24 protein-coding genes are annotated in these 24,585 nt (G+C 36.3%); 5 read left to right on the plus strand and 19 right to left on the minus strand.

All coding sequences use genetic code 11. The features are described from left to right. Positions 1-4 precede the first annotated feature (4 nt). The 4 genes from EYB29_RS10025 to EYB29_RS10040 form a co-directional block, all read right to left on the minus strand. The gene (locus EYB29_RS10025) at positions 5-1,336 is read right to left on the minus strand and encodes a dihydrolipoamide acetyltransferase family protein (protein WP_166627170.1); all 1,332 of its coding nucleotides are present in this window, start codon (positions 1,334-1,336) and stop codon (positions 5-7) included. 25 nt (positions 1,337-1,361) lie between these two features. Further along, entirely contained in the window at positions 1,362-2,339 is a 978-nt protein-coding gene (locus EYB29_RS10030) for an alpha-ketoacid dehydrogenase subunit beta (protein WP_026867482.1), read from the minus strand. A 1-nt stretch (position 2,340) separates the two neighbouring features. Beyond that, positions 2,341-3,447 (minus strand): pyruvate dehydrogenase (acetyl-transferring) E1 component subunit alpha, encoded by a 1,107-nt coding sequence (gene pdhA, locus EYB29_RS10035; protein WP_026867481.1) that lies wholly within the window; start codon positions 3,445-3,447, stop codon positions 2,341-2,343. Positions 3,448-3,614: 167 nt separating this feature from the next. Next, the gene (locus tag EYB29_RS10040; RefSeq protein ID WP_166627171.1) at positions 3,615-4,244 is read right to left on the minus strand and encodes a YkyA family protein; all 630 of its coding nucleotides are present in this window, start codon (positions 4,242-4,244) and stop codon (positions 3,615-3,617) included. A gap of 113 nt (positions 4,245-4,357) precedes the next feature. Here EYB29_RS10040 and def point away from each other — a divergent pair, with 113 nt between their 5' ends. Then, positions 4,358-4,909 carry a peptide deformylase gene (def, locus tag EYB29_RS10045; RefSeq protein WP_026867479.1) on the plus strand — a complete coding sequence of 184 codons (552 nt, stop codon included), beginning with the start codon at positions 4,358-4,360 and terminating at the stop codon, positions 4,907-4,909. Positions 4,910-4,977: 68 nt separating this feature from the next. On the opposite strand, the gene EYB29_RS10050 is transcribed toward def, so the two are convergent. Next, positions 4,978-5,253 carry a hypothetical protein gene (locus EYB29_RS10050; protein ID WP_026867478.1) on the minus strand — a complete coding sequence of 92 codons (276 nt, stop codon included), beginning with the start codon at positions 5,251-5,253 and terminating at the stop codon, positions 4,978-4,980. A 272-nt stretch (positions 5,254-5,525) separates the two neighbouring features. Here EYB29_RS10050 and EYB29_RS10055 point away from each other — a divergent pair, with 272 nt between their 5' ends. Together EYB29_RS10055 and rnjA are read left to right on the plus strand one after the other, a co-directional pair. After that, a complete protein-coding gene (locus tag EYB29_RS10055; RefSeq protein ID WP_026867477.1) occupies positions 5,526-5,744 on the plus strand; it encodes a DNA-dependent RNA polymerase subunit epsilon in 219 nt (72 codons plus the stop codon). Beyond that, the gene (rnjA, locus tag EYB29_RS10060) at positions 5,744-7,423 is read left to right on the plus strand and encodes a ribonuclease J1 (protein WP_026867476.1); all 1,680 of its coding nucleotides are present in this window, start codon (positions 5,744-5,746) and stop codon (positions 7,421-7,423) included. Before EYB29_RS10055 ends, rnjA begins: the two co-directional genes overlap by 1 nt. A 35-nt stretch (positions 7,424-7,458) precedes the next feature. Here rnjA and EYB29_RS10065 read toward each other — a convergent pair whose 3' ends face one another. The 10 genes from EYB29_RS10065 to purD form a co-directional block, all read right to left on the minus strand. Then, entirely contained in the window at positions 7,459-8,124 is a 666-nt protein-coding gene (locus EYB29_RS10065; protein WP_026867475.1) for a potassium channel family protein, read from the minus strand. 21 nt (positions 8,125-8,145) lie between these two features. Next, entirely contained in the window at positions 8,146-9,174 is a 1,029-nt protein-coding gene (locus EYB29_RS10070) for a cytochrome d ubiquinol oxidase subunit II (RefSeq protein ID WP_026867474.1), read from the minus strand. After that, positions 9,171-10,556, minus strand: a complete 1,386-nt coding sequence (locus EYB29_RS10075; protein WP_035857242.1) for a cytochrome ubiquinol oxidase subunit I — start codon at positions 10,554-10,556, stop codon at positions 9,171-9,173. Before EYB29_RS10075 ends, EYB29_RS10070 begins: the two co-directional genes overlap by 4 nt. Before the next feature lie 113 nt (positions 10,557-10,669). Next, positions 10,670-11,968, minus strand: coding sequence for an MFS transporter (locus EYB29_RS10080; protein ID WP_166627172.1), 1,299 nt, complete (start codon positions 11,966-11,968; stop codon positions 10,670-10,672). Between the two features lie 86 nt (positions 11,969-12,054). After that, on the minus strand, positions 12,055-13,779 hold the full coding sequence (ptsP, locus tag EYB29_RS10085) for a phosphoenolpyruvate--protein phosphotransferase (RefSeq protein ID WP_166627173.1): 1,725 nt from the start codon (positions 13,777-13,779) through the stop codon (positions 12,055-12,057). Continuing rightward, entirely contained in the window at positions 13,779-14,045 is a 267-nt protein-coding gene (locus EYB29_RS10090; protein WP_026867471.1) for a phosphocarrier protein HPr, read from the minus strand. The genes ptsP and EYB29_RS10090 overlap by 1 nt, the downstream gene beginning before the upstream one ends. Before the next feature lie 58 nt (positions 14,046-14,103). After that, complete coding sequence (locus tag EYB29_RS10095) at positions 14,104-14,580, minus strand: hypothetical protein (RefSeq protein ID WP_166627174.1); 477 nt, start codon at positions 14,578-14,580, stop codon at positions 14,104-14,106. A 60-nt stretch (positions 14,581-14,640) separates the two neighbouring features. Next, complete coding sequence (locus EYB29_RS10100) at positions 14,641-15,537, minus strand: formimidoylglutamase (RefSeq protein ID WP_240921863.1); 897 nt, start codon at positions 15,535-15,537, stop codon at positions 14,641-14,643. Beyond that, positions 15,512-16,771 (minus strand): lipoteichoic acid stability factor AuxA, encoded by a 1,260-nt coding sequence (gene auxA, locus EYB29_RS10105; protein WP_240921864.1) that lies wholly within the window; start codon positions 16,769-16,771, stop codon positions 15,512-15,514. The genes EYB29_RS10100 and auxA overlap by 26 nt, the downstream gene beginning before the upstream one ends. A 316-nt stretch (positions 16,772-17,087) precedes the next feature. Further along, on the minus strand, positions 17,088-18,356 hold the full coding sequence (gene purD / locus EYB29_RS10110; RefSeq protein ID WP_026867467.1) for a phosphoribosylamine--glycine ligase: 1,269 nt from the start codon (positions 18,354-18,356) through the stop codon (positions 17,088-17,090). A gap of 172 nt (positions 18,357-18,528) precedes the next feature. Between purD and EYB29_RS10115 the strand changes: the two genes are divergently transcribed. Beyond that, positions 18,529-19,380, plus strand: a complete 852-nt coding sequence (locus EYB29_RS10115; protein WP_166627175.1) for a bifunctional 5,10-methylenetetrahydrofolate dehydrogenase/5,10-methenyltetrahydrofolate cyclohydrolase — start codon at positions 18,529-18,531, stop codon at positions 19,378-19,380. Between the two features lie 165 nt (positions 19,381-19,545). On the opposite strand, the gene EYB29_RS10120 is transcribed toward EYB29_RS10115, so the two are convergent. Next, entirely contained in the window at positions 19,546-20,505 is a 960-nt protein-coding gene (locus tag EYB29_RS10120; RefSeq protein WP_166627176.1) for a calcium/sodium antiporter, read from the minus strand. A 92-nt stretch (positions 20,506-20,597) separates the two neighbouring features. On the opposite strand from EYB29_RS10120, the gene EYB29_RS10125 reads away from it, so the two are divergent. Further along, complete coding sequence (locus EYB29_RS10125; RefSeq protein ID WP_166627177.1) at positions 20,598-21,308, plus strand: immunoglobulin-like domain-containing protein; 711 nt, start codon at positions 20,598-20,600, stop codon at positions 21,306-21,308. A gap of 33 nt (positions 21,309-21,341) precedes the next feature. Here EYB29_RS10125 and EYB29_RS10130 read toward each other — a convergent pair whose 3' ends face one another. From EYB29_RS10130 to EYB29_RS10140, 3 genes are all read right to left on the minus strand, one after another. Beyond that, positions 21,342-21,857 carry a type 1 glutamine amidotransferase domain-containing protein gene (locus tag EYB29_RS10130; RefSeq protein WP_166627178.1) on the minus strand — a complete coding sequence of 172 codons (516 nt, stop codon included), beginning with the start codon at positions 21,855-21,857 and terminating at the stop codon, positions 21,342-21,344. Positions 21,858-21,979: 122 nt separating this feature from the next. Further along, the gene (locus EYB29_RS10135) at positions 21,980-22,648 is read right to left on the minus strand and encodes a hypothetical protein (protein ID WP_166627179.1); all 669 of its coding nucleotides are present in this window, start codon (positions 22,646-22,648) and stop codon (positions 21,980-21,982) included. Between the two features lie 92 nt (positions 22,649-22,740). Next, entirely contained in the window at positions 22,741-24,528 is a 1,788-nt protein-coding gene (locus EYB29_RS10140; protein WP_342664969.1) for an SLC13 family permease, read from the minus strand. Between the last annotated feature and the right edge of the window lie 57 nt (positions 24,529-24,585).

The raw sequence follows: 24,585 nt of genomic DNA on the forward strand, positions 1-24,585 counted from the left end.
TTTACTATCCCTCCATAAGTAATAAATCCGGATTATTAAGCAGGCGCTTAATGTGATTCAATGCATTTTGAGCAGTTGCCCCGTCAATTTGTCTATGGTCGTAACTTAACGATAAGGCAAGTACACGCGCTGGTACAACTTCACCATCTTTAACAATTGCTTGCTCTTCAATACGTCCGATACCTAAAATCGCAACTTCAGGCTGGTTGATGACAGGTGTGAACCATTTACCACCCGCAGAACCAAGATTGGAAATAGTAACTGAACCGCCTTTCATTTCTTCAGACGTCAGTTTACCGTCACGTGCTTTTGTTGCTAAGTCGTTGATTTCATCTGAAATCTCAAACATAGATAACTTATCTGCATCTTTAACAACTGGCACAACTAATCCTCTTTCAGTATCTGCTGCAATACCTACATTATAGTAATATTTCTGAATGACTTCAAATGTTTCATTGTCAATAGAAGTATTAAGTACAGGATATTTTTTAAGAGCCGAAACTAGTGCTTTCACCACATAAGGTAAGAACGTTAATTTAACATTTTGTTCAGCTGCAATCTCTTTGAATTTCTTACGGTGTGCCCATAATTCATCCACAACAACTTCATCAATGTGCGTCACGTGTGGAGAAGTTTGCTTAGAATTCACCATTGCTTTAGCAATCGCTTTTCTCATTCCTGACATTTTCTCTCTAGACTCTAGATCACCAGTATTTTGAACTGGAGCAGAAACCTTGCTCTCTTCTTTAGCTTCAGAAGTTTGGTCAGCAGCAGTACTTTCTTCACTACCAAAGTTCTCAATGTCTTCTTTTAAGATACGGCCGTTTTTACCACTGCCTGAAACTTCCTTGATATTCACACCTTGTTCACGTGCAAATTTTCTTACAGCAGGCATAGCAATAACAATGGTATCATCTTTGTCTGATCTAGCTTTTGATTCTGTCTGAGTTGCTGCTTTATTTGGTGATTCTTCCGACACCTTATCTTCATCAGCAGGTTTGTTTGCATCGTCAGTGACTTCAGTACTTTCTTTAATTTCTTCTTTAGGTGCTTCTTTAGAAGATTCGCTTTCATCAGATGAATCTCCACTGTCTTCTGAACCGTCATCAATGGTTACAATAGTTGTACCAACAGTCGTTACTTCACCTTCAGCAACATGGATTTTTGAAATTGTGCCATCTACAGGAGATGGGATTTCAACCACAGCTTTATCATTTTGTATTTCAGCTAATACATCATCTTCACTAATTGAATCGCCTTCAGCTACTAACCACTTAGCAATTTCGCCTTCGTGAATACCTTCACCGATATCCGGCAATTTAAATTCATATGCCATAGTAATTCCTCCTGTTTAATAGAGTTTAGAAATCTAGAACTTCTTTTGCACGCTCGATAATAAGATCCTTATTTGGAAGCCAAACACTTTCTGCTTGAGTAAATGGATATACCGTATCCGGTGCTGTCACACGTAATATTGGTGATTCTAAGTGTAATATCGCACGCTCTGATAACTCAGAGACAACATTTGCTGCAACACCAGCTTGACGTTGTGCTTCTTGGATCATTACAGCACGGTTTGTTTTCTTCACTGATTCAACTAAAGTTTCATAGTCAACAGGAGAAACCGTACGTAAATCAATTACCTCAGCACTGATATTTTCCTCAGCAAGTTCGTCCGCTGCCTTAATTGCTTCTTGAACCATTGCACCGTAGGCGATTAATGTTACGTCTTCACCTTCACGTTTTACGCTCGCCTTACCAATTTCAACTTCATACTCCTCATCAGGTACTTCTTCACGGAATGAACGATAAAGTTTCATGTGCTCTAAAAAGATGACTGGATCTTCTGAGCGAATAGCTGAAATTAAAAGCCCTTTTGCGTCAATTGGATTAGATGGAATAACAACTTTTAATCCTGGTGTTTGTGCCATTAAACCTTCTAGTGAGTCAGCGTGTAATTCAGGTGTGTTAACACCGCCACCAAATGGTGCACGTACTACGATAGGTGTTGTTTTTGATGCACCAGAACGAATTCTGTGACGTGCAATTTGACCAGCAATACCATCCATTGCTTCGAATAGGAATCCGAAGAATTGAATTTCAATGACTGGACGATAGTTTTCTAGAGTCAAACCAAGACCGAGTGACACGATTGCACTCTCTGCTAATGGTGTGTCAAATACTCTATCTTCTCCGAACTCTTTTTGTAAGCCTTCTGTAGCTCGGAATACACCACCGTTAACACCAATGTCCTCACCGAAAACCAAAACATTTTCATCGTTTTTTAACTCTGTTGCCATAGCATTAGTGATCGCTTGAATCATTGTCATTTGTGCCATATTATTTTGACTCCTTCCCTTTGTAGTACTCGTACTGTTCACTTAGGTTAGATGGCATTTCATCGTACATTAATTCCATTAATCCTGTAACAGTTTGTTTTTCTGTTGCGTCTGCTTCTTTAATAGCAGCTTTAATTTCTTCTTTCGCACGTTCGATAACTTCGTCTTCTTTTTCTTTAGTCCATAAATCTTTACCTTCAAGATAGGTACGGAATCTTACTAATGGGTCTTTCTTCTCCCATTCAGAATCTTCGTCAGAAGTTCTATATTTAGTTGGATCATCACCAGCCATAGTATGTGGACCATAACGGTAAGTTAACATTTCAATTAATGTCGGGCCTTCACCGTTAACCGCACGGTCACGTGCTTCCTTAACCACTGAATAGACTGCAAGCGCATCCATACCGTCTACTAAGACTCCAGGGATACCTGCTGCTACTGATTTTTGAGCAAGTGTTTTTGCTTTAGACTGTAATTCTCTTGGTGTAGAAATCGCATAATTATTATTTTGTATTACGAATATTGCTGGTACATTATAGGCACCTGCAAAGTTGATACCTTCGTAGAAATCACCTTGTGAAGAACCACCGTCACCAGTGTAAGTAATCGCTACATTTTCTTTACCACGTTTTTTAAGGCCAAGTGCAACACCTGTCGTTTGCACAAACTGAGCACCGATAATAATCTGTGGGCTTAAGGCGTTCACGCCTTCAGGGAACTGGTTACCTTTATAGTGTCCACGTGAGAACAAGAAAGCTTTTGTCAACGGTAATCCATGCCAGATTAATTGTGGCACGTCACGATAGCCTGGTAATATATAATCCCCTTCAGATAATGCGTACTGACTTGCAATTTGTGATGCTTCTTGACCAGCTGTTGGTGCGAAGAATCCAAGGCGACCTTGGCGGTTTAAAGCAGTAGAACGTGCATCCAATACACGCGTCCAAACCATTCTAGTCATTAGCTCAACGAGTTGATCGTCAGATAAATCTGGAACTAAATCTTCGTTAACGACTTCCCCTTTTTCATTCAGAACTTGAAATGTTTCAAATTTAGCTTCAATATCTGATAGAACATCCACCGGGTTAAACTTTTCATTTGCTGCCATGTGTGTTCACAATCCCTTCTTGATATGATTAATTAATTTCATTCTAACATAAGGCTGTTATAACAGTAAAACTTATATAACTGTAACAGAATGATACAGGTCTTATATATCAAGGGTTGTAATAATGTAACAGTTAAATCTGTTATAGTAACACTCTGGAATTAGCCTTATTGCGCTTCTAAAATTTGCTCAATTTCTGTTTTAATCTGATTTACTTTCTCTGTTTCCTCCGTAAATGTAGACGATGCTTCGTTAATCGGTTCGCTGTACTCTGCAATCTGATTTAGGTGTTCATCGATCACATCTTGTGTCACTTCTTCTTCACCAAGGTATTCAAATAATTCCATCTCGCTAGCTAAAGCTTCTTTGTATGTATTATTTAGCGTTTCATGAGCTTCAAAACGTGCCGCCATAGACTGAACAAGTGATTCTGCTTCTTGTTTATATGATTCATCAGATATTTCTTCTACAGATGTTTTTGCGTCTTCAAATGCCTCTTTAGCACTTGCCATCATCTCTGATTCCTCATCTAATAATTCGAGACGTTGTTCAGTGTTCTCAATCAAGTCTGGACTAATATTATTAATTTCTTCTAAGTTTGCATCATTTAATTGTTCTTGAAGCTCTGACTTTTCACTTTCAAGCGTATTATATTCCTCGTTAATATCTGCTAAGTCTTTTTCTTCAGTTAAACTCTGAGTAAAATCATCGTAGAAATCATTTAATTCTGATTCCGCGTTGCTACATGCCGATAAAAATAGCAAAGCGCCTAATAGTAATATACTGAATTTTTTCACTGACTATATACCTCCAATGTTAGTATCATTTAAAATATATTAAATCTGACAATATCATTTTAACTTAAATATATTGTATAATAAACAAGTGTTTGAATTGAGGAGGTTATATCATGCTGACAATGGCAGACATTGTAAAAGACGGAGCGCCGATACTCCGCACTAAAACAGAACCGATTGAAATCATAGATGATGAAACAATTGCCGAGTTAAAAAGTATGAGAGAGTACCTGGTTAACTCACAAGATCCTGAGATGAGTGAAAAATATTCACTCAGACCTGGTGTTGGTCTTGCAGCACCTCAAATCGGTTTAAATAAGAGAATGTTGGCAATTTATGTTGAGGGTGAAGATGGTAAACCGGAATATGATTATATGCTAATCAATCCAAAAGTAAAAAGCCATTCAGTTACAGAAACTTTTCTACCAAATGGTGAAGGTTGCCTGAGTGTTGATAAGGAAATTGAAGGCATTGTGCAACGAAAAAAACGCATAAGAGTAGAAGCACAAACTATTGAAGGTGAAAAAATTGAGATTAAAGCAAAAGGCTTTTTAGCAGTCGTGCTCCAACACGAACTTGATCATCTAAATGGCGTTATGTTCTATGACCACATAGACGATGATGCACCGTTTGAAGCGAAAAATGGTGCTCAACCACTCGAATAACAAAGTACTTAATTTAAAACCGTCCGTTAATTCCCTTTAGGGAAAACGGACGGTTTAATTTTGGCCAATTATATAAATTCATCTTTTCTAATCGTATAAAAAATATTTTTATCTTTTAATTTATCTAGAAGTTCATTCATTTCATCTTCGTTCATAAAGACCGGATCACTATCATGTGGGATGATGAGGTCATCACCACTTCCCTGCTCTGTATTTTGATCTTGATCGTATACATAGTTCATTACAATAGTGTTGTCCCTTACGTTAAACTCCACACCAGTAAAAACCTTATCTGTACGTTCTTGTTGCCTTTCTACCCCTATCATAATCTGTTCTGCATTCATCTTTCATCCTCCTTTTGAGTCCATTATAAAGTCTTTGCAAGTACTCGGTCTATAAGGTAAAATGAAATTAAGTATATAAGGGTGTGATCGTATGCTGAAAAAGTTACTCGATAGGCTTAAGAAAAAGTTGAAAGGCATCCTAGGCAGGAAGGGTTTATTGCACAATGAATATATGAAATAATGTGCCTTAAAACATATAAAAAGGCACATATTTTTATTGTGTAGACGACATAAAATATACAATTATCTAATTTATAAAGGAGTCATCATTTATGACAGTATTTAAAGTATTATATCAAGAAGACAAAGATACGCGTATCATTAGAGAAGATACTCAGATCTTATATGTCGAAGCTGAAACAGAAGAACAAGTTAGAAAGTCACTTAAAGACACTAACAGCAACATAGAATTTGTCCAGGCACTTAGTCCCGCGCATCTGGAATATGAAAAAAACAATAATGAAGACTTCAAAGTAGAGTCTATCGACTAATGTCATTAGAAACAAATGAAGTTGGTGTATTTTCTCTCGGGGGACTCGGAGAAATCGGGAAGAATACTTACTGTATCGAATACAAAGATGAAATTATCATCATCGATGCGGGTGTTAAGTTCCCTACAGATGACGAACTTGGCGTAGACTATGTCATTCCTGATTACACTTACTTAAAAGAGAACGAACACAAAATTAGCGCATTAATCGTAACGCACGGTCACGAAGACCACATTGGTGGCATTCCTTTCCTACTGCGCCAAATTTCAGTACCCATCTACTCAGGCCCACTCGCTTTAGGCTTAATCAGAAATAAATTGGAAGAACATAACTTACTAAGTCGTACAGAGCTTATTCCTATTGATGAAGACAGTGTACTTAAGTTTGAACATATGGATGTTGAATTTTATTTAACGACACACTCTATACCAGAGGCTTACGGTGTTATTATCCGTACACCTGAAGGTAACATTGTGCACACAGGTGATTTCAAATTTGACTTTACTCCTGTTGGTGAACCTGCCAACTTATCTAAGATGGCACAGTTAGGTGAAGAAGGGGTACTATGCTTACTTTCCGATTCTACCAACGCAACAGTGCCTAACTTCACCATTAGTGAAAAGGAAGTAGGTCAGAACGTCGAAGACATCTTCAGAAAATGTAAAGGGCGTATCATTTTCGCGACATTCGCATCTAATATTTACCGTGTACAACAAGCAATTGAAGCTGCCGTGAAATTTGACCGTAAAATTTGCGTCTTTGGTCGTAGCATGGAAAATAACATCAAAATCGGTCAAGAACTCGGCTATATCACTGCACCACCTGAAACTTTTATAGAAGCAAAAATGATTAATAAGATTGATAAGCATAAGGTGATGATTTTGTGTACGGGTTCACAAGGTGAACCAATGGCTGCCCTATCACGAATTGCTAACGGTACACATAGACAGATTAGTATTATTCCAGAAGATACTGTAGTATTTAGTTCTTCACCAATTCCAGGTAATACCTTAAGTGTGAATAGAACAATTAATGCACTTTATAAGGCTGGTGCTGATGTAATTCATGGCAAACTTTCTAACATTCATACATCAGGCCATGGTTCACAAGAAGAACAGAAATTAATGTTGCGTCTAATGCAGCCGAAGTTCTTTATGCCAATCCACGGTGAATACCGAATGTTGGATCTCCACAGACAACTTGCTATTTCAACTGGAGTTAAAGAAGATAACATCTTCGTCTTTGAAATCGGAGATGTACTCGCACTCACTAAAGATAGCGCAAGATTTTCTCACCGCGTTCAGGCAGGTACTGTTTTCGTGGATGGAAATGGTATCGGAGATATTGGAAACATCGTCTTACGTGACCGTAAATCACTTTCCGAAGAAGGCCTGGCTGTTGTTGTCTTAACAATTGACTTCTCTACCGGCGATTTATTAAGTGGACCAGACATCATCTCACGTGGATTTGTATATATGAGAGAGTCTTACGGTTTAATTAGAAGTGCAGAGAAGAAAATTAAAGATGAAGTCAATAAATTACTTAGTACCAAAGACAATGTGGAATGGTATAATGTCAAACAACTAATCATTGAAGAATTAAGTGGCTTCTTATACAACAAAACGAAACGTCGTCCAATGATCTTACCAGTCATTATGCGTGTAAATGACGATAAATAGTAAAAAACCTGCGAATAATATTCGCAGGTTTTTGTTTATTTCAACCGATCCATCTTATCTTCAAATAGACCTAATTGTTCATCTGTACCGATTAATATTAATATGTCACCATCTAGTATCGTTGTATTTGCATCGGGGCTGACGATAATGTCGTGGTCTCTCTTTATAGCAATGATTGAAATCCCAAACTTCTCTCTTAATGTTAAATCCGAAATTTGTTTGTTTTCAAATTTTTGATTTGCACTAAATTCAATTATTGAATGGTTGTGAGAAACTTCTAGATACTCTACAACAGATGATGAGACCAACCTATGAGCAACACGTCTCCCCATATCTCTCTCCGGATGAATCACGGAGTCGGCACCAATTTTTTCTAACACTCTACCGTGATGGGCAGTTTGTGCTTTAGATGTTACTTTCTTTACACCCAAGTCTTTTAAAATTAAGGTCGTTAAAATACTTGCCTGGATATTGTCACCAATTGCTACAATGACATTATCATAATTATCAATACCAATATTTTTTAGCATTGCCTCATCTGTTGAATCTCCGATAATACCTTCAGTAGAGAATTCTTGATACTCATTGACCCTATTCTCGTCTGAGTCAATTACTAATACATCAACATCCATATCGTGAAGTTCCATAACAATACTTCCGCCAAATCTTCCTAGACCAATTACCGCAATTTCTTTTTTCATGCTTTCAACCTACTCTATTTACTAGTATTTTTTATTTCCTTTAACGTAGTCTTTATCGAATAAGAATAATTTCGCTAAGAGAACAAGTGAAGGAATCAATATTAGTAAACCTAAAACAAAGACGATTGTCAATGCAAAAGCCATGTTTTCATTTACGACTGCATCGTTTATATTGATGTAAGGATACAGGATATAAGGTAACTTACTTATGCCGTAACCGAAAAATGCAAAGGCAAATTGCAGCATGATTAAAATAAACGCTGTGCCGTAATTACGACGTCTCCATACTAAGAAGACCGCTAGGATCATTGATAGTAAACTTAAACCAAATAGATACCAATAGTTTTGTGCATTTTCAAAGTGTACCTGGTTGTGGTCTCTTAAGCCTAAGAATACAAACTGTGTGATGACCAAGGTAGGTAAACTCCATATTAAGAACCAAGTTCTTGTAAGCTCGCTCGCCTTTTCATCTTCTGCCTTGTTGGCATAGAATGTTAGGAAACCACTTGAAATATATAATACTGAAATAATCGCTAAGAAAACAACTGACCAACCATAAGTTGAAAATAGAAGTTCTTCTACATTTAACGTGAGACCTTCAGCAGTTTCTTCAATATAGCCACCCTCTGAAATTACAAGTGCAATTGACAATGAGGCAGGAATTAAAAGTCCTGTTAGACCATATAATGCATCCCAACTCAATTTACTCTCAGTATTATAAGAGTTAAAGGCATAATATGCCCCCCTGATCGATAACAGTATGAGTGCTAAGGATCCTGGTATTAATAAGGAAGTTCCTAAATAATAAGCAGTATCAGGATAAAAACCGACGATTCCAACGAAAAAGAAGACAAAGAAAACGTTGGTTGTTTCCCACACTGGGTTCAAATACCTTGAGATTATCGGGCTAATGATATTGTCATCACCAGTTAGTTTAGAATAAAAGTTAAAGAACCCCGCACCAAAATCTATGGAAGCAATGATTACATATAAATATAAAAAGCTCCAGAGCACCGTAATACCAATAATTTCATAATCTAAACTCATCATGGTAAACGACCTCCCGTCACATCTTCAGACTCGATGCCAGTTTCACCGTACCAATTTAGCTTCTCTTCTTCAGCGGACTTATCTTTAAACATCTTAATTAACACGTAGATTGACGTAATACCTAAGATGACATACAGCACTGCGAATGCAATAAGTGTAATACCGAGACCGTCTGCTTGTGTCACCGCGTCTGATACTCTCATATATCCTCTAACAATCCATGGCTGACGTCCCATTTCCGCTAGGAACCAGCCTGCTTCAATCGCTAAGAAACTAAGTGGTCCAGTTAAAGCGTAGAGATAGAGTAAGAGCGGGTGGTGTTCATTAATTTTAGTCCATCGTTTCGTCCATTTTACTAAGAAGTAAACGATCGCAACGCCAAGTCCGTACATACCGAAGAACACCATTAAGTCGAAGAAGTAGTGAATGATTAGAGGTGGGTGTTCATCTTCTGGTATATCGTTTAGACCTTTGACTTCAGTATCAAAAGAGTTACCTGCTAGGAAGCTAAGCACCCATGGAATCCTTAGCTCATATTTTACCTCTTGGGTCTCTTCATCTAAAATACCGAATAATACTAAGTCTGCTCTTTCCTCTGTTTCAAAATGCCATTCAAAAGCTGCTAGTTTTTCTGGTTGTTCTTCGTGTAAGAATTTCGCAGATAAATCTCCTGCAAGCATAGTTAGTAAAGCCATCACAACACCGATTGACATCATGACTTTTAGACCTTTTTTATGATAGGTTTTATCCTCTGTAAATTTAGCTTTTAGTAATTTAACTGCACTAATAGTTGCGAGTAAGAAAGCAATTGTCATATATGCTGTCACTACAACGTGGAATACTCTTACCCATGTTGATGGGTTGAACATTGCAGCAAGCGGATCAATATTTAGAAATTCTCCGTCGACAAAATCAAAACCGGCAGGCGTATTCATAAATGAATTCACCGTCGTAATAAACACTGCAGATAAACTCGATCCGAGCACGATCGGTATAGTTAATAACCAATGGTACCACTGATTCTTAAAACGATCCCATGTATATAAGTATATGCCTAAAAATATTGCTTCAAAGAAAAAGGCAAATGTTTCCATGAATAATGGTAGCGCGATAATCTGACCACCAAGTCTCATAAAATCAGGCCATATTAATGACAGTTGCAAACCTATAATCGTACCTGTCACAACACCAACAGCCACTGTTACTGTATAACCTTTGGCAATTCTTCTTGACATGGTTAAATAATGTGCATCTCTATTTCTAATTCCCAAAAATTCGAGAACCATAAATACAATTGGTACACCTACACCGATGGTGGCAAATATAATATGAAAACTTAACGTCATTCCCGTGAGTAAGCGACCAATTAAAACATCATCCATAATTTTCACCCCGTATTCATACTCTCCATTATAAACGCTTTTCCTTATTAACTTAAATGGAAAGCGAAAAGAAACATTGACATATTTGTGAAATTATTAACATTTAACTTCAACTATACTTTAGGAGTGGGTAATTTTACTTTACTATGGAAATAAAGTCCAACTAGTACCATGAGTAATAGACTCGTGATTGCTATTCTTGATGCAATGGTCCCGAAATCACTTAGTACTAAAGTGATACTTCCGTAAATAAATGGTCCAACGATAGCACTCATCTTGGCACTAAAAGCGAAAAGACCAAAAAATTGTCCTTCATGTCCATTTGGCGCTAGTTCTATAATAACCGTTCTTGATACGACCCAGACAGAACCCATGGCGATACCAAACATACTGGCAGCAATCCAGAAAGTCCACATCGGTAAAGGCAACGCTGCAATTAATATGGCTGTTGCTAAAATAATACCGATAATACTAAAGGTTGGTTTAGAGCCGTACTTTTGATTTATAAAGCCAAATACTAAGGCACCGATAATAGAAAATAAAGTTGCAACCATGAATACAATTAAGAAAGCTGATGATTCAAAACCGACAACAGTCGTTGCATAAGGCTGCATCATAGCAATTGCTGTAGCCAGTGCATCATTTATAAAGAAGTAAGCAATCATGAAAAAGAAAATAGATGGATGTTTTTTTGCCTCTTTAAATGATTGATAAATTTCTTTATAGCCTGTTAAAAACGACGCTTTTGTTTTAGCTTGCTTTTTAACACGGTCTTTATTTACAAAGAACAATGGCAGTGAAAATAACAAGAATAAGATTCCACTTAACCAAAATGCATTATGAATCGGTGCATCACCAACGATGATTAAGACGGAGAAAATACCAACAAGTGTCCCTAAATAACCTAAGGCAACACCGAAACCAGAAATTAATGGCACTTCCTTTTTACTCCCTAAGGAGGACAACATACCATCGTAAAAAACATTACCTGATCCATAAGTAAACTTAGCAAATACAAAGAATAAGATTGTTAAGAATAGGCCATTTGGTATTCCAAAAATTGTGCCACTATTTATACCACCAAAGAACCCCATAAGAATTGAAGCAACTACTGTAAGAATCGTAAATATAACAACATATTTTTGTCTTTTCTTTGTTCGGTCCATCAACACACCAAACAGCGGTGAGAATATGATTAAGAGAATTGCAGATGCTGCATTTGCATAGGCAATAACCGTAGAAGATATCTGTTCTAATCGTGCATTAGTCCCAACGATTTCTGTAATGTATTGCGGGAAGAAAAGCGTCACGATATTCGCTGAAAAAATAGTATTGGCAAAGTCATAAAGTGCCCATGCCAATATTGGCATTGAAAGAAATAAAGCGATTGGTTTTCTATTTCGTTCTTGCATATCGCACCTCGTTGTATAAATTTTTATGTTTTAAAAAAGACATGCAGTCTCCTCTGCATGTCCAGTTTACAATATAATATTTAATTTTAAGTTAAGTTTGTATATTCTTCTATTAAATAAAGTACATCCTCACCGCTATCTACGTTTAATACACGTTCAGCTAAATGCTCCATGTCAGTTTTTTTAACACCTGAAATATACTCACGAATCGATAATATTTTTTTTGAAGGAACGGATAATTCATCAATACCAAAACCAATTAATAATGCTATGGACTTATAGTCTGATGCCATTTCACCACAAAGACCAACCCATTTATCATACTTCTGACCACTATCAATCACCTTTTTAATTAAGCCTAAAACACTTGGGTGATAAGTTTGATACAAATCACTCACTTGGTGATTGAGACGGTCAGCTGCCATCGTATATTGAATTAAGTCATTTGATCCTATGCTAAAGAAATCAACATGTTTTGCAAGTTGGTCACTGATCATAGCAGCAGAAGGTGTTTCGACCATAATCCCAGTAGATATTGACTTTAGTGTTTCATCTGTTTCCTTCTCAAATCGTTCTTTCTCTTCTATTAGCAAGGCCTTCGCACGATTAAATTCGTCTAAAGTTGTAATCATTGGAAACATAACTTTTAAATCCCCATGAACACTGGCACGCACTAAAGCACGTAACTGTGTTCTAAAAATATCTTCATTTTTTAACAGGAAGCGAATAGAACGCTCACCTAAAAATGGATTTGCTTCTTTAGGTAGGTTTAAGTAGGCTAGCTCCTTGTCTCCACCGATGTCTAGTGTTCTTATGATAACTGGCTTATCTTCTGAAGATTCTAAAACCGTCTTATAAGCAGTGTATTGTTCTTCTTCGGTGGGTAGGTTCATACGGTTCATGTACAAAAATTCTGTACGATAAAGTCCGACACCTTCAGCATCGTTGTTACTTACATCAACGACATCCTCTGGTCCTTTAATATTGGCAAATAAATTCACTTTAATACCATCTAATGTTGTTGTTTCCTTGCCCACTAACCTCTGTAATTCTTTAATCTTTTTTTCTTCAGCTTTTTGCTTTTCACTGTAGGCAGCGAACTCAACTTCTGTCGGAGAGAGTACAACATCTCCACTGAAGCCATCTACAATAATGTCGTCACCTTCAGTAACCTTCTCTATTATATCTTCAATCCCTGAGACGAGTGGGATATTTAGACTTCTAGCAATAATCGCTGCATGACTCGTCATACCGCCTTTTGCAGTTACGATACCATTTACATATTTACTATCTAGTTGAGCGGAAGCTGAAGGTGTTAGCTCTTCAGCGATGATTACTACAGGTTCTGTCATATGCGTCAAATCTGTTACTTCAACACCTCGAATGTTATTGATCAGTCTGAGACATATATCTTTAACATCGAGTGCCCTAGCACGCATATATTCTGATTCAAGGGTTTCAAATTTCTCGACATATACTTTTCCTGCTGCCTCAATTGCACTTTCAGCATTATTCAGTGCATTGATATGTTCGATTATTTGTTCATTGAATCCCGGGTCATCCAACATCATAATGTGCGCATCAAAAATGGCGGCACTATCTTCGTCGAGATTTTCTCCTACATTTTCTCTCAATTTTCTTAGCTGGACGTGAGCTTTTTGAACACTATCTTTGTATGCTTTTATTTCAGTTTCAACCTGATTACTTGCTATTTTCTCTCTAGTAATTTCAACATCAACTTTATTTGAAATAATTATGCTTCCAAAGCCAATTCCTTCACTCAATTGATTCCCTGTAATAATTTCGGGCATTATTCAGTCAGTCCTTCACTTGATAAAGTTTCTGAAATTGCTTCAATTGCTTCTTCTTCATCTTTGCCATCAGTATAAATAGTCACTTCTGCACCTTTACCTACCCCTAATGACATGACACCCATAATTGATTTTAAATTAACTTTCTTACTGTTATATTCAAGTTCGATGTCCGACTCAAATTTAGTTGCTGTCTGGACCAGGATTGTAGCTGGACGTGCATGAATACCTGTTTCATCTATAATTAAAAAAGACCTGCTCTCCATTGACTTTTCTCCTTTAGGTGATATTTTATCTGTTGATTACATTCATTTTACAATATTTTTAAGATTCTTGCATTGAACTATCAACAATTTGTGCATTTAAATACGAAACGCATTTCTCAATGTGATCATCACCGAGTTTTTTCATTAGGAAATAAGAAATTAAAGCAGTCGTTCCTTGTGTAGCAATTGGAATAATACCAAACTGGCCGTTGGATTTTCGTTGTTTCTTGCTGATTTTATTCACAGCAAAACCGATGGATTTCCTTGCGACAAATTCACCGACTACACTCGAAGCCATAACAGCTGCACGTGTCTTCATATCGTCTGTATATTTTGTGATATCTTCATGTTCTATACCAAAAATTTCTTCAATATTATCATTGATTTCATTCATCATCTTCATATCCGTACCTACATCAAGTAATGGTATCGGTAAAGCAGCAGCAAGTGCAGAATATCTAGCCTTAGATCTAACTAATTCTCTTGCTTCTTCTGCACGATTATTTATTTCTTCTTTAGTTAACGTCGTAGACATACTTATCTTCTCCTTTAAAAGTTCTATTAAGTACTATACCCACTTTATAAAAGTTTGAACTTAATTGAACGGATTCACAGACAAAAATTTATAAATAATACTTGCCGCGAGTGCACTCGTTCGATCATTTTCATCTAGTGGTGGAGAAACTTCAGATATATCAAAGCTTTTCAAGTTGTCTAGCTTTGAGAATTTTGCAATCAAATTATGAATTTCGATGGCTGTATAACCATTTGGCGTCATTGCACTTACACCTGGTGCAGTTGCCGCTTCTACTGAATCCATACATAAGGTCATGATCACTGTATCGTAATCTCGAAGTTGTTTAAATACAGTATCAGCTGCCGCCGTTTCTCTGACATCATCAATAGAATAGTAGTTAACATTAAAGCGGTCAGCAGTATCATATAAAGTTTTTGTGTTTCCTTGTTTCTGAAGCCCTAATACATAATAATCCACATCATTATCAGCAGTTAGTATTTGATGAAACATTGTACCGGATGACGGTCTTTCATCTCGTAAATCAAAATGGGCATCGAAATTTAAGATGGCAAGTTTACCATCAAATATCTGCCTTATACCGAGATAGTGTCCGTACAAGGTTTCATGTCCACCACCGATGATAATCGGGCGACTACTCACCTCGTAGATCTCAGCTAATTTCTCAGCAAGAGATTTTTGAGAGGCTTCTAAATCTTCATCCCCAATAATTGTACCTGCATCATAGAGTGTATCGTTATAAGCATATGATGATAGTTTTTCTCTCACTTTAAACGGTGCTTCTTTTGCACCAAGGCGACCTTTGTTTCTTTTTATACCTTCTTCAGAACTAAAACCAATAATGACGGGCGCCTTAGTTTGACCATTAAAATCCTGAATTTGTTGGTGAATACGCTCATTTAAGTCTTCCGTGTCAACACGGCCAGAATATTTATACTTCCTTATCTCGTGCATCATTTCGACCTCCCTTAAATTCTTTAAAAATACTAATGATTAACAACGGTGTCAGAATCAATACCAAGAATACATTGAACGGTAAAATAAAGAGTGAAAGTTCTACGTCTTTAAATAATGTAATGTAGAGACTGACTGTCACATTTAACCAAAGTATGAAGATGGTGATCATCTGTCTATGGTAATGAGAATTTCTCAGTAAAACCAAGACCGTAAAGTAGATATATAGCACAATCAAAACAAGTGAGATTAAGAGATTTACCCATTCGTAAATTGTCTGCATATCACTTAGTTTGAAATACCCTTCAACAAAAACACCGTTACGATTGTTGAACTCTAAGAAAATAAAGAATAAGGACACGAAACCAAGAAGTAATTCTAAGTAAGACACCTTAAACCATGAAGGTAGATCTGTTTCAAAGAATTGTTTCAATTTATCGAGTAGTCGATTTCTAAAATCATATAATTTCTTAGAGAAGCCTAAGTACTTATCGACTTTAGACGTGTTAAGAGATGTACGATTTTTATTTAAGCGTGATAGCTGGTCTTCTTTTTCTATACCAGGTTTTTTTAGTATGTTCGTGGACTTCAATAAAAACACTCCGACCCATAAGGCCATATAAGATGACACCCAAACTAAGGCGAAGAATACATTTATCGATAAGACATCGGTTGGCGTGATAGTCGATTCTATATTTGAGTACACTGAGTTTTGTGTAAAGAAATATGCAATACCATAGAAGAACAAGATAATCATGTAATGTTCCTTACGGTGTGCTGGATTTAAGTACTCATTAAAAATACTAAATAATAGATGAATAATAAAAGCAAATAAGAATAGAAAGGCCCATAAGCCATATACTTCTGTCATCAATATAGTTGTAATGATAAATAATCCTAGAGATAATCCTAAATAGAAAAATGTCAGAGCAACATCGTATTTTGTCGTTGATTTTATCCAGGAAGCGACCTTAAACATAAAAATACCAAAGCCAATAATTAATATTCCTCCGATGATTGGAAAGCCTCCAATCATTGTTGAAAGCATGTTTAACACTTCAAGGAAGAAGGCATTGATTAAATCGAAGACTGTCTCTATGCTATTCTCATTGACTTCTTGCTCCTCACCGCGTAGTGCACCAGTGTTAAACAAAATAAAAATACCTAAAACTATAAAAAATACACCTAATACATAGCTGATTAATACTTCACTACTATTTCTTAATTTACTTATCATGTGGTCACCTCTAGACTTACAGTATATAAAATATCAACATAAATTTCATTTAATGCAATATTAGTGTTTAAAAGCTATAAAACTGGATATATATTAATTAACAGTAAATAATATAATTGATATCTACATATCAAAAAAGTTTTGCAAGAAAATATGAGCTATAATGATTACAATGTGTCATTATACCATTTTTGTACTCTATACTCATGTAAAAAGAAACTGAATTTACCTAGCATTCCTATAATTTATAGGGATGCTTTTTTTAACAAAAAAAGCATGTTCCCTTTGACTAGAAAACATGCCTTAAAATCAGGTCCTAATTTGATAATAATGCACGATGTGCAATATCGGTACGATAAAAGACCTCACCCTCATTAAATTTTATTTCTTTAATACTGTCATAGGCAGACTTGAAAGCATCTTCAATCGTATCCCCTGTTCCAGTAACAAGCATGATACGCCCACCTTTTGAAATATAGTCACCCTCTTCTGTTTGGGCAATACCACTAACATAGCTTCGTTCCATAATGCTATCGTCAAACTGAATGGCTAAGCCTTCCTTATACTCGTATGGATAACCTTCAGTTGCAAGCATGACTCCAACAGTGTATCCAGACTTCCATTTTATTGTAAAGGGCCGTTTAGCCTTTAAGTCCTCAAGTAGTGATGCAAAATCACTCTCGATCATATTAAGAAGCACTTGAGCCTCAGGATCTCCAAATCTTGCATTATATTCTAAAACTTTAACGCCATCATCGGTAATCATAGCACCTAGATATAACACTCCGAAATAGCTTAATCCCTCTTTTACCATAGCATCAACTGTTGGTTCGATTATCGTTTTGACAGTTTCTTCTCTTACCGTTTCACTAATATGTGTGACAGGTGCATAGGCGCCCATACCTCCAGTATTCGGTCCTTTATCCTTACCGAAAGCTTTTTTATGGTCTTGGGCAATAATTTCAAAGGCATGTGAAAAGTCTTCATTTACAAATACCATCAATGAGAATTCTTCACCTTCTAAATACTCCTCAATAATAAGTGGTTCGAATTGCTCGCTATCTTCAGAAGTCAACATTTCTAAAGCTTCTAAACCATCTTGAGTGTTCTTAACAATCATGACACCCTTACCTTCAGATAGACCATCCTTTTTTATTACAAACGGTGTTTCTCTCGATTCTATATGAGCTTTTACTTTTTCATAACTTGTAAATATTTCATAATCCGCAGTCGGTATATTGTATTTTTTTAACAAGTTTTTAGTGAAGCTTTTACTGGTTTCCATTCTAGCTTCTGACTTTCTCGGACCAAACACTGTCAAACCATATTCATCAATTAAAAAATCAGCAAGTCCTAATGATAATGGTTTAGCATCCCCTATGATGACCCAATCCACTTGTTTTTCTATGCAGATACCGGCAATCGCATCAAAATCATCTTCAGATACTCTGTACATGACTTCACAAATTTCTCTCATGCCAGCATTACCTGGAATCGCAAAAATTTGATCGACACTGTCTGATTTACTCAACATTTTGACAATGGCATGTTCTCTCCCGCCCTTGCCAATTACTGCAACGTTCATAGTGATTCCCCTTTCAATTCTGTTACAGACTCTTAATATGAACTTTACATCAGTATATCTTAAATCTTTGCACTCTACTAATTTCTTGTCATAAAACAATTAGTATTTTCATAGCTTTTTCTTATGACTTTAGAGATAATAAGATAGAGAAACTTTTTAGGAGGGTTTAAGAATGACTGCAGAATTACTAAACGGACGTGAAATCGCTAAAGATTATCGTGCCGGATTGCAAGAAGAAGTAGAAAAATTAAAAACACAAGGTGTTGTACCTAATCTTACGGTCGTCATCGTAGGGAATGACGGTGCTTCATTAAGTTATGTCCGTTCTAAAAATAAAGCGGCTGAAAAAATTGGTATGGAATCTGCAATTGTACATCTACCAGAAGAAACTTCGGAGGATGAAGTACTACAAAAAATTGATGAGTTAAATAATGATGACAGTGTGAGTGGCATCTTAGTCCAAGTACCCCTACCTGAACAGGTTGATGAAAACAAAGTACTTGAAGCAATTGCACCACATAAAGATGTTGACGGATTTAGTCCTGTTAATATTGGTAGACTTTATACTGGTCAACGTACATTCGTACCATGTACGCCACTTGGTATCATGGAATTATTAAAACACACAGGATCTTTAGAAGGTAAAACCGTGGCAGTAGTGGGTCGGTCACACATCGTTGGGCAACCAGTTGCTAAATTACTTACAAATGAAAACGCAACGGTTACTTTAATGCACTCACGTACCAAAGATATGGTCGCACAACTTAAAAACTTCGAAGTTGTCGTAAGTGCCGTAGGTAAACCAGGATTAATTTCAGGTAAAGACCTTAAAGAAGGAGCGATTGTCATCGACGTTGGTAACACAGTCGTTGACGATAAGCTTGTTGGTGATGTTGACTTTGAAAGTGCAAAAGAAGTTGCAAGTTACATTACTCCAGTTCCAGGTGGTGTGGGCCCATTAACAATCACAATGGTATTAAATAACACACTTCTTGCGGCTAAATGGCACAACGGATTTGAATAATATAAATAAATCGCCCGAGTGTTAGGCATTTGCCTAACACTCGGGCGTTATTATTTTAAAACGACTCATATAAATACTAACTTTTTAAGTATTAATCTCTTTAAATCTACCTGTTGAAAATTTCTCTGCAATTTCTCTTTGCATCAAAGTCAGCTCCTTAATTCACTAACCTCTTAAAATAATATAAGTGAGATATACTAAGTAGAATACTAGTAAAATTACGCCCTCTATCTTTGTAAGTTTCTTTCTCCACAAAGCTAAAACTAGGAGTAAGACTGTTGCTGCTATTAGTATCCATCCATCGATGATAAAGTCACCACTAACATTTAGTGGTTCAATCGTTGCTGTAAGTCCAGTAACGAAGAATATATTGAAGATATTACTTCCGACAATGTTACCTATTGCCATAGATGCCTCGCCCTTTAGTGCTGCAGTAATCGATGTCACAAGTTCTGGAAGTGACGTACCGATTGCTACTATAGTTAAACCAACGAGAGCTTGACTCATACCTAGACTGATTGCGATAGATGACGCATTAGATACAACCATTTCCCCACCAAGCACAATTCCTATTAAACCAATAACAAATAAGACGATGCTTTTTAGCCAAGACATATTCTGACTATCATCCGTACTACGTTCTTCTTTTAAATGTTTGGAGCGTTTTGTCTTAATAAGAATATAAAAAATAAATAGTACAATACCAACTAGTAGAATAATACCATCTACTCTACTGACAACGTTTGTGGCACTAGAAAATAGAATGGCATCTGACATTAGAATCAATAATAGACCTGCCGCGATTAAAGAGTAAGGTAACTCTCTTGTACTTGTCTGTCTATCAATAATTAAAGTAGACACTAAGGCAGTGATGCCGAGTAAAAGTGTGATATTGATGATGTTACTTCCAATTATATTCCCTAATACCATATCTCCATTTCCTTCTAATGCTGCAATGATACTTACTACAGCCTCAGGTGCACTAGTGCCAAATGCAACAATGGTTAAACCAACTACCATTGGTGAGATATGTAGCTTTTCTGCTATAGAAGAGGCGCCATCGACAAAAAAGTCAGCACCTTTTATCAAAAGTAAAAAGCCAATAACTAATAAAATCCATTCCATATACTTCACTCCTTTTTTGTTATTCTTGGTCGTCCCTATACCATTATGATAAAATTAAAACAATTCTATTACTAGCTCTGGAGGTATAATATATGAACTCTAAAAATCTTATAAAATTCATGATCGGTATCTTACCACTTGCTCCAGCAGTAAATACATACCTAGATCAAGATACTGAACAAAACACTTCCGAAGAAACGCCTGAAGATTACAACGGGCCAACCATGGAAGAAGAAATAAATAATCATACAGGTAATTTACCTGCCATTAAAAATGTTGAAAATGTTAATGTACAAAACGGTGATGATTTTGATCCGTTACAAGGTGTCTACGCTGTCGATAATACAGACGGTAACCTGACTGAGGAAATTGAGGTTACTGAAAACAATGTAAACACCTCACAAAATGGTACGTATAATGTATCTTACAGAGTAGAAAACTCAAATGGTGGTTATTACACCTATGTTCGTGTGATTACAGTTTCCGATGCTCCATCTGATAGTTTACCACAAGTACCACCAAGTGATGGTTCAAGTGAATCAGACAATGAAAATTCCAATGAAAGCAATAATGCTGAAGTCCTATTTGAAGGTGTAGATGACCTCACGATAACAGCAGGAGAAGAATTTGATGCTAAAAGTGGTGTTAGAGTCACTGATGTCGATGGTACTGATATTAGTGATCAGCTCTATATATCAGGTGAAGTTGACACACAAACACCGGGTGAATATACAATTGCCTATGCTGTTTTTGACATCTTTGGCAACCCAAATGCTGTCGGACGTACAGTTACAGTACAATAATAAAAGACTGCAGATAATCTGCAGTCTTTTTACTTACTGGGCTAATTGACGTTTGATTTCACCATTGAATTCATCCAAGTCAGCAGGTGTACGGCTTGTTACTAAATTACCGCAAACCTCAAGTGCCTTATCGTCCCAGTTTGCACCAGCATTAATTAAATCGTTTTTTACATTTTTCACGCTTGTTACATGTCTATCTTTTAATAGATTCGTATCTACTAATAATTGTGGACCATGGCAAATCGCAAATACGGGTTTGTCATTTTCTAAGAAATGTGCTGCAAATTTACCAAAACGGTCTTCTTTGTCCCCTCTTAAGCTATCAGGTGAGAATCCGCCTGGGATAAGAAGCGCATCATAATCACTCGCTGATACATCTCCAATAGCGTGATCTGATTCAAATTGACCACCCTTTTTACCTTCGACTGTTTTACCCTCTGGAGAGATAAGATCAACCTTATGTCCTTCCTGTTCCATCGTTTCTTTAGGGCTAGTATATTCAATATCTTCTACTAAGTCTGTCATAATTACAGCAATATTTTTAGTCATTGTAACATTCCTCCATTATGATTTCTTGCATTAGATAATATTCCCGTAGACAATATTTTTAAACATCTTTATAAGTATCAAAATACCCTAAAAATTTAAGATAAACTTTTAGGGTATTTACTCTATTCACTAGAAGTGACAAGTGAATCATCACTACTTTGTAACTCATTATTAACTTCTTCGACATGCTTTATGTATCTGTCACTATTTGAAATATGAACATCCATGAATGCCTTATGCGCTTCTTTTTTGTTGGCAATCATTGATTTAAATTCTAAGATAGCAAGTGTTCGATTCGATATTGCGAGCAAGAGATCTTCTTTCATCTTCGATAGGTGTTCTCTTTCATTATCAGCGAGTTCTGTAGGAATTGATATTTTTGAAATCTCAGTTTCTAATTCACTATAACGTTCGTTTAAATCTGTTATCATTTCTGCAGCTTCATCAATTTCTAATAAATTGTAGTTATATTCAGTATACATCGGAATAAAATTTTCATTCCAAATCGATGATATACTCGCACCTGTCTCATAAAGTTGCGCGCTGACATACTTCAAAGATGGCATCTGAATATTTTGTAATTCGATATCTGACAATCCATCGACGGTAAAGACATCTTTACGATCAACTATGTCTGTATTTGCATCTTCTCCCACTGGATCAATAACGAGATGATTAATCGTGGTGTGCGACTTAGTGACAAGTGGCAAATTTTCAGTTCTTGATAATTTGTCTGTTGTACTGCACCCTGTTAGAAGTATGACAAATACTATTAAAAGTATTTGTTTCAAAAGAAAGGACCTCACAAATTAAAGTTTTGGTTGATTCTCTTTCGTATTGTAACACAGCTGTAATTTAATTGAAACATCTCATTAAAAATCTATTAATACCATACAAAATAAATGATAAAACAAGCAACTACCATAACAATTAACGACAATGGTGTACCGACTTTTAGATAATCACTAAATTTGTAACCACCTGGTCCGTATACTATTAGGTTGGTTTGGTAACCAATCGGTGTCATGAAACTTGCAGATGCTGCGATGGCAATTGTAACAACTAAGCCCATATAATCGACATTAATCGCATTTGCCATCTCTAAAGCAATTGGAAACATTAACACTGATGCTGCACTATTTGTAATCACTTCTGTAAAAGTATTCGTAACAAAATATATAATAAAGATAACACCAAGAACACCAAAAGGAGTAGCCAAGTACGTTAAACCACTTGCAACATATTGTGCAAGACCCGACTCAGTCATCGCTGCACCAACACCAAAGGCGCTGGCAATGAGTAGAATGACATCAAACTGAATGAAACTTGTTATCTCTGTCGGGTTAATAAATCTAAACCCAACCAATAAGACAACAAGTACTAACATTGCTTCTAGCATTGATAACCAGCCCATAGTGACAACTAAAATCATCAGCAAGAGGGCAACCAGCCCAATCCAGCCTTTAGTCATATCTTGTTTTAGTTTCTCAGGCGGTTGCACAGGCGTAATGACATAAAAATCTGACGAATGTTTGTTTCTATCTATAAATGTTTGATCTGCAATAAGTAGTAAGGTGTCACCTGTCTTTAATACGATATCGCCAACACGACTTTTGATGCGCTGATTATTTCTATGTATAGCAATAACTCCAGCATTGTACCTATTTTTAAAATTCACTTGCTTAATTGTTCTATTTAAAAGTGATGAATTATGAGAAACGACTGTTTCAACTAACACATTATCATCATTTTTAAGATCTTCTAAAGTAAGTTCTGTACCCGTTTTAACAGTGACTCCCTTTTCCTTTTGAATCTTGGCAATGGTATTTAAGGAACCAGAAAAAATAATATGGTCTCCTTCTTCTACTACTGTCAGACCATTTATAGGAAATACTCTCTTATTATTTCTTAGAATCTCGATTATATAAATGCCATCAAATACTTCTTTTCCTAGCTCTGTCACCGTGTTCCCTGCAAGTTCAAATTCATCTTCTATAACCGCTTCAGCTAAAAATTCTTTTGTTTCTTGGCTAATTTGCTGTTTGGCTCCTAAGTGTTCGGGTAATAAACGGTAACCAATGGTTAATAAGAAAATTAGCCCCACTATAGTAATGGGTATTCCGACAACTGAGAGTGTAAAGAAACTAAAACCCTCAAGACCTGCACTTAGTAATAAGCCATGTACAACTAGATTCGTCGATGTACCAATCATGGTAATGGTCCCACCGAGAATTGTCATATAAGATAAGGGCATTAAAAATTTTGAAGGGCTGTAATTATTATCTATTGCCCAGTTTTTCAAGATTGGGGTTAAGGCAACGACAATTGGAGTATTGTTTAAAAAACCAGACGATAGCCCTAAAGGTAATAATACTTTTAACATACTTGCTTTGATATTTTTACCTTTACCTAAAAGACGATATACTACAAGTTCTATAATACCGTGCTTCTGGATTGCACCAGCAACTATAAATAACAGGAGTATAGTGAGCATCCCTTCGTTTGCAAAGCCATTAAGCGCCTCTGTATTGGAAATGACTCCACTTAATAGAAATACAACTAAGGTGAGAAATATCAAAAAGTCCGCTCTCATCACTTCAAATAACAAACCAAGCAACATCAATACGATGATGATAGCAACAAAAATCATCTCTCCAGTCAAAGTCGTCACCCCCTATCAATATTTTCTAAATCTTAAAGGTATCTTATCATATTTACAGATATCTCT

Source organism: Jeotgalicoccus sp. S0W5 (genome assembly GCF_011634875.1).
In the GTDB taxonomy this organism is placed as follows: Bacteria; Bacillota; Bacilli; order Staphylococcales; family Salinicoccaceae; genus Jeotgalicoccus; species Jeotgalicoccus marinus.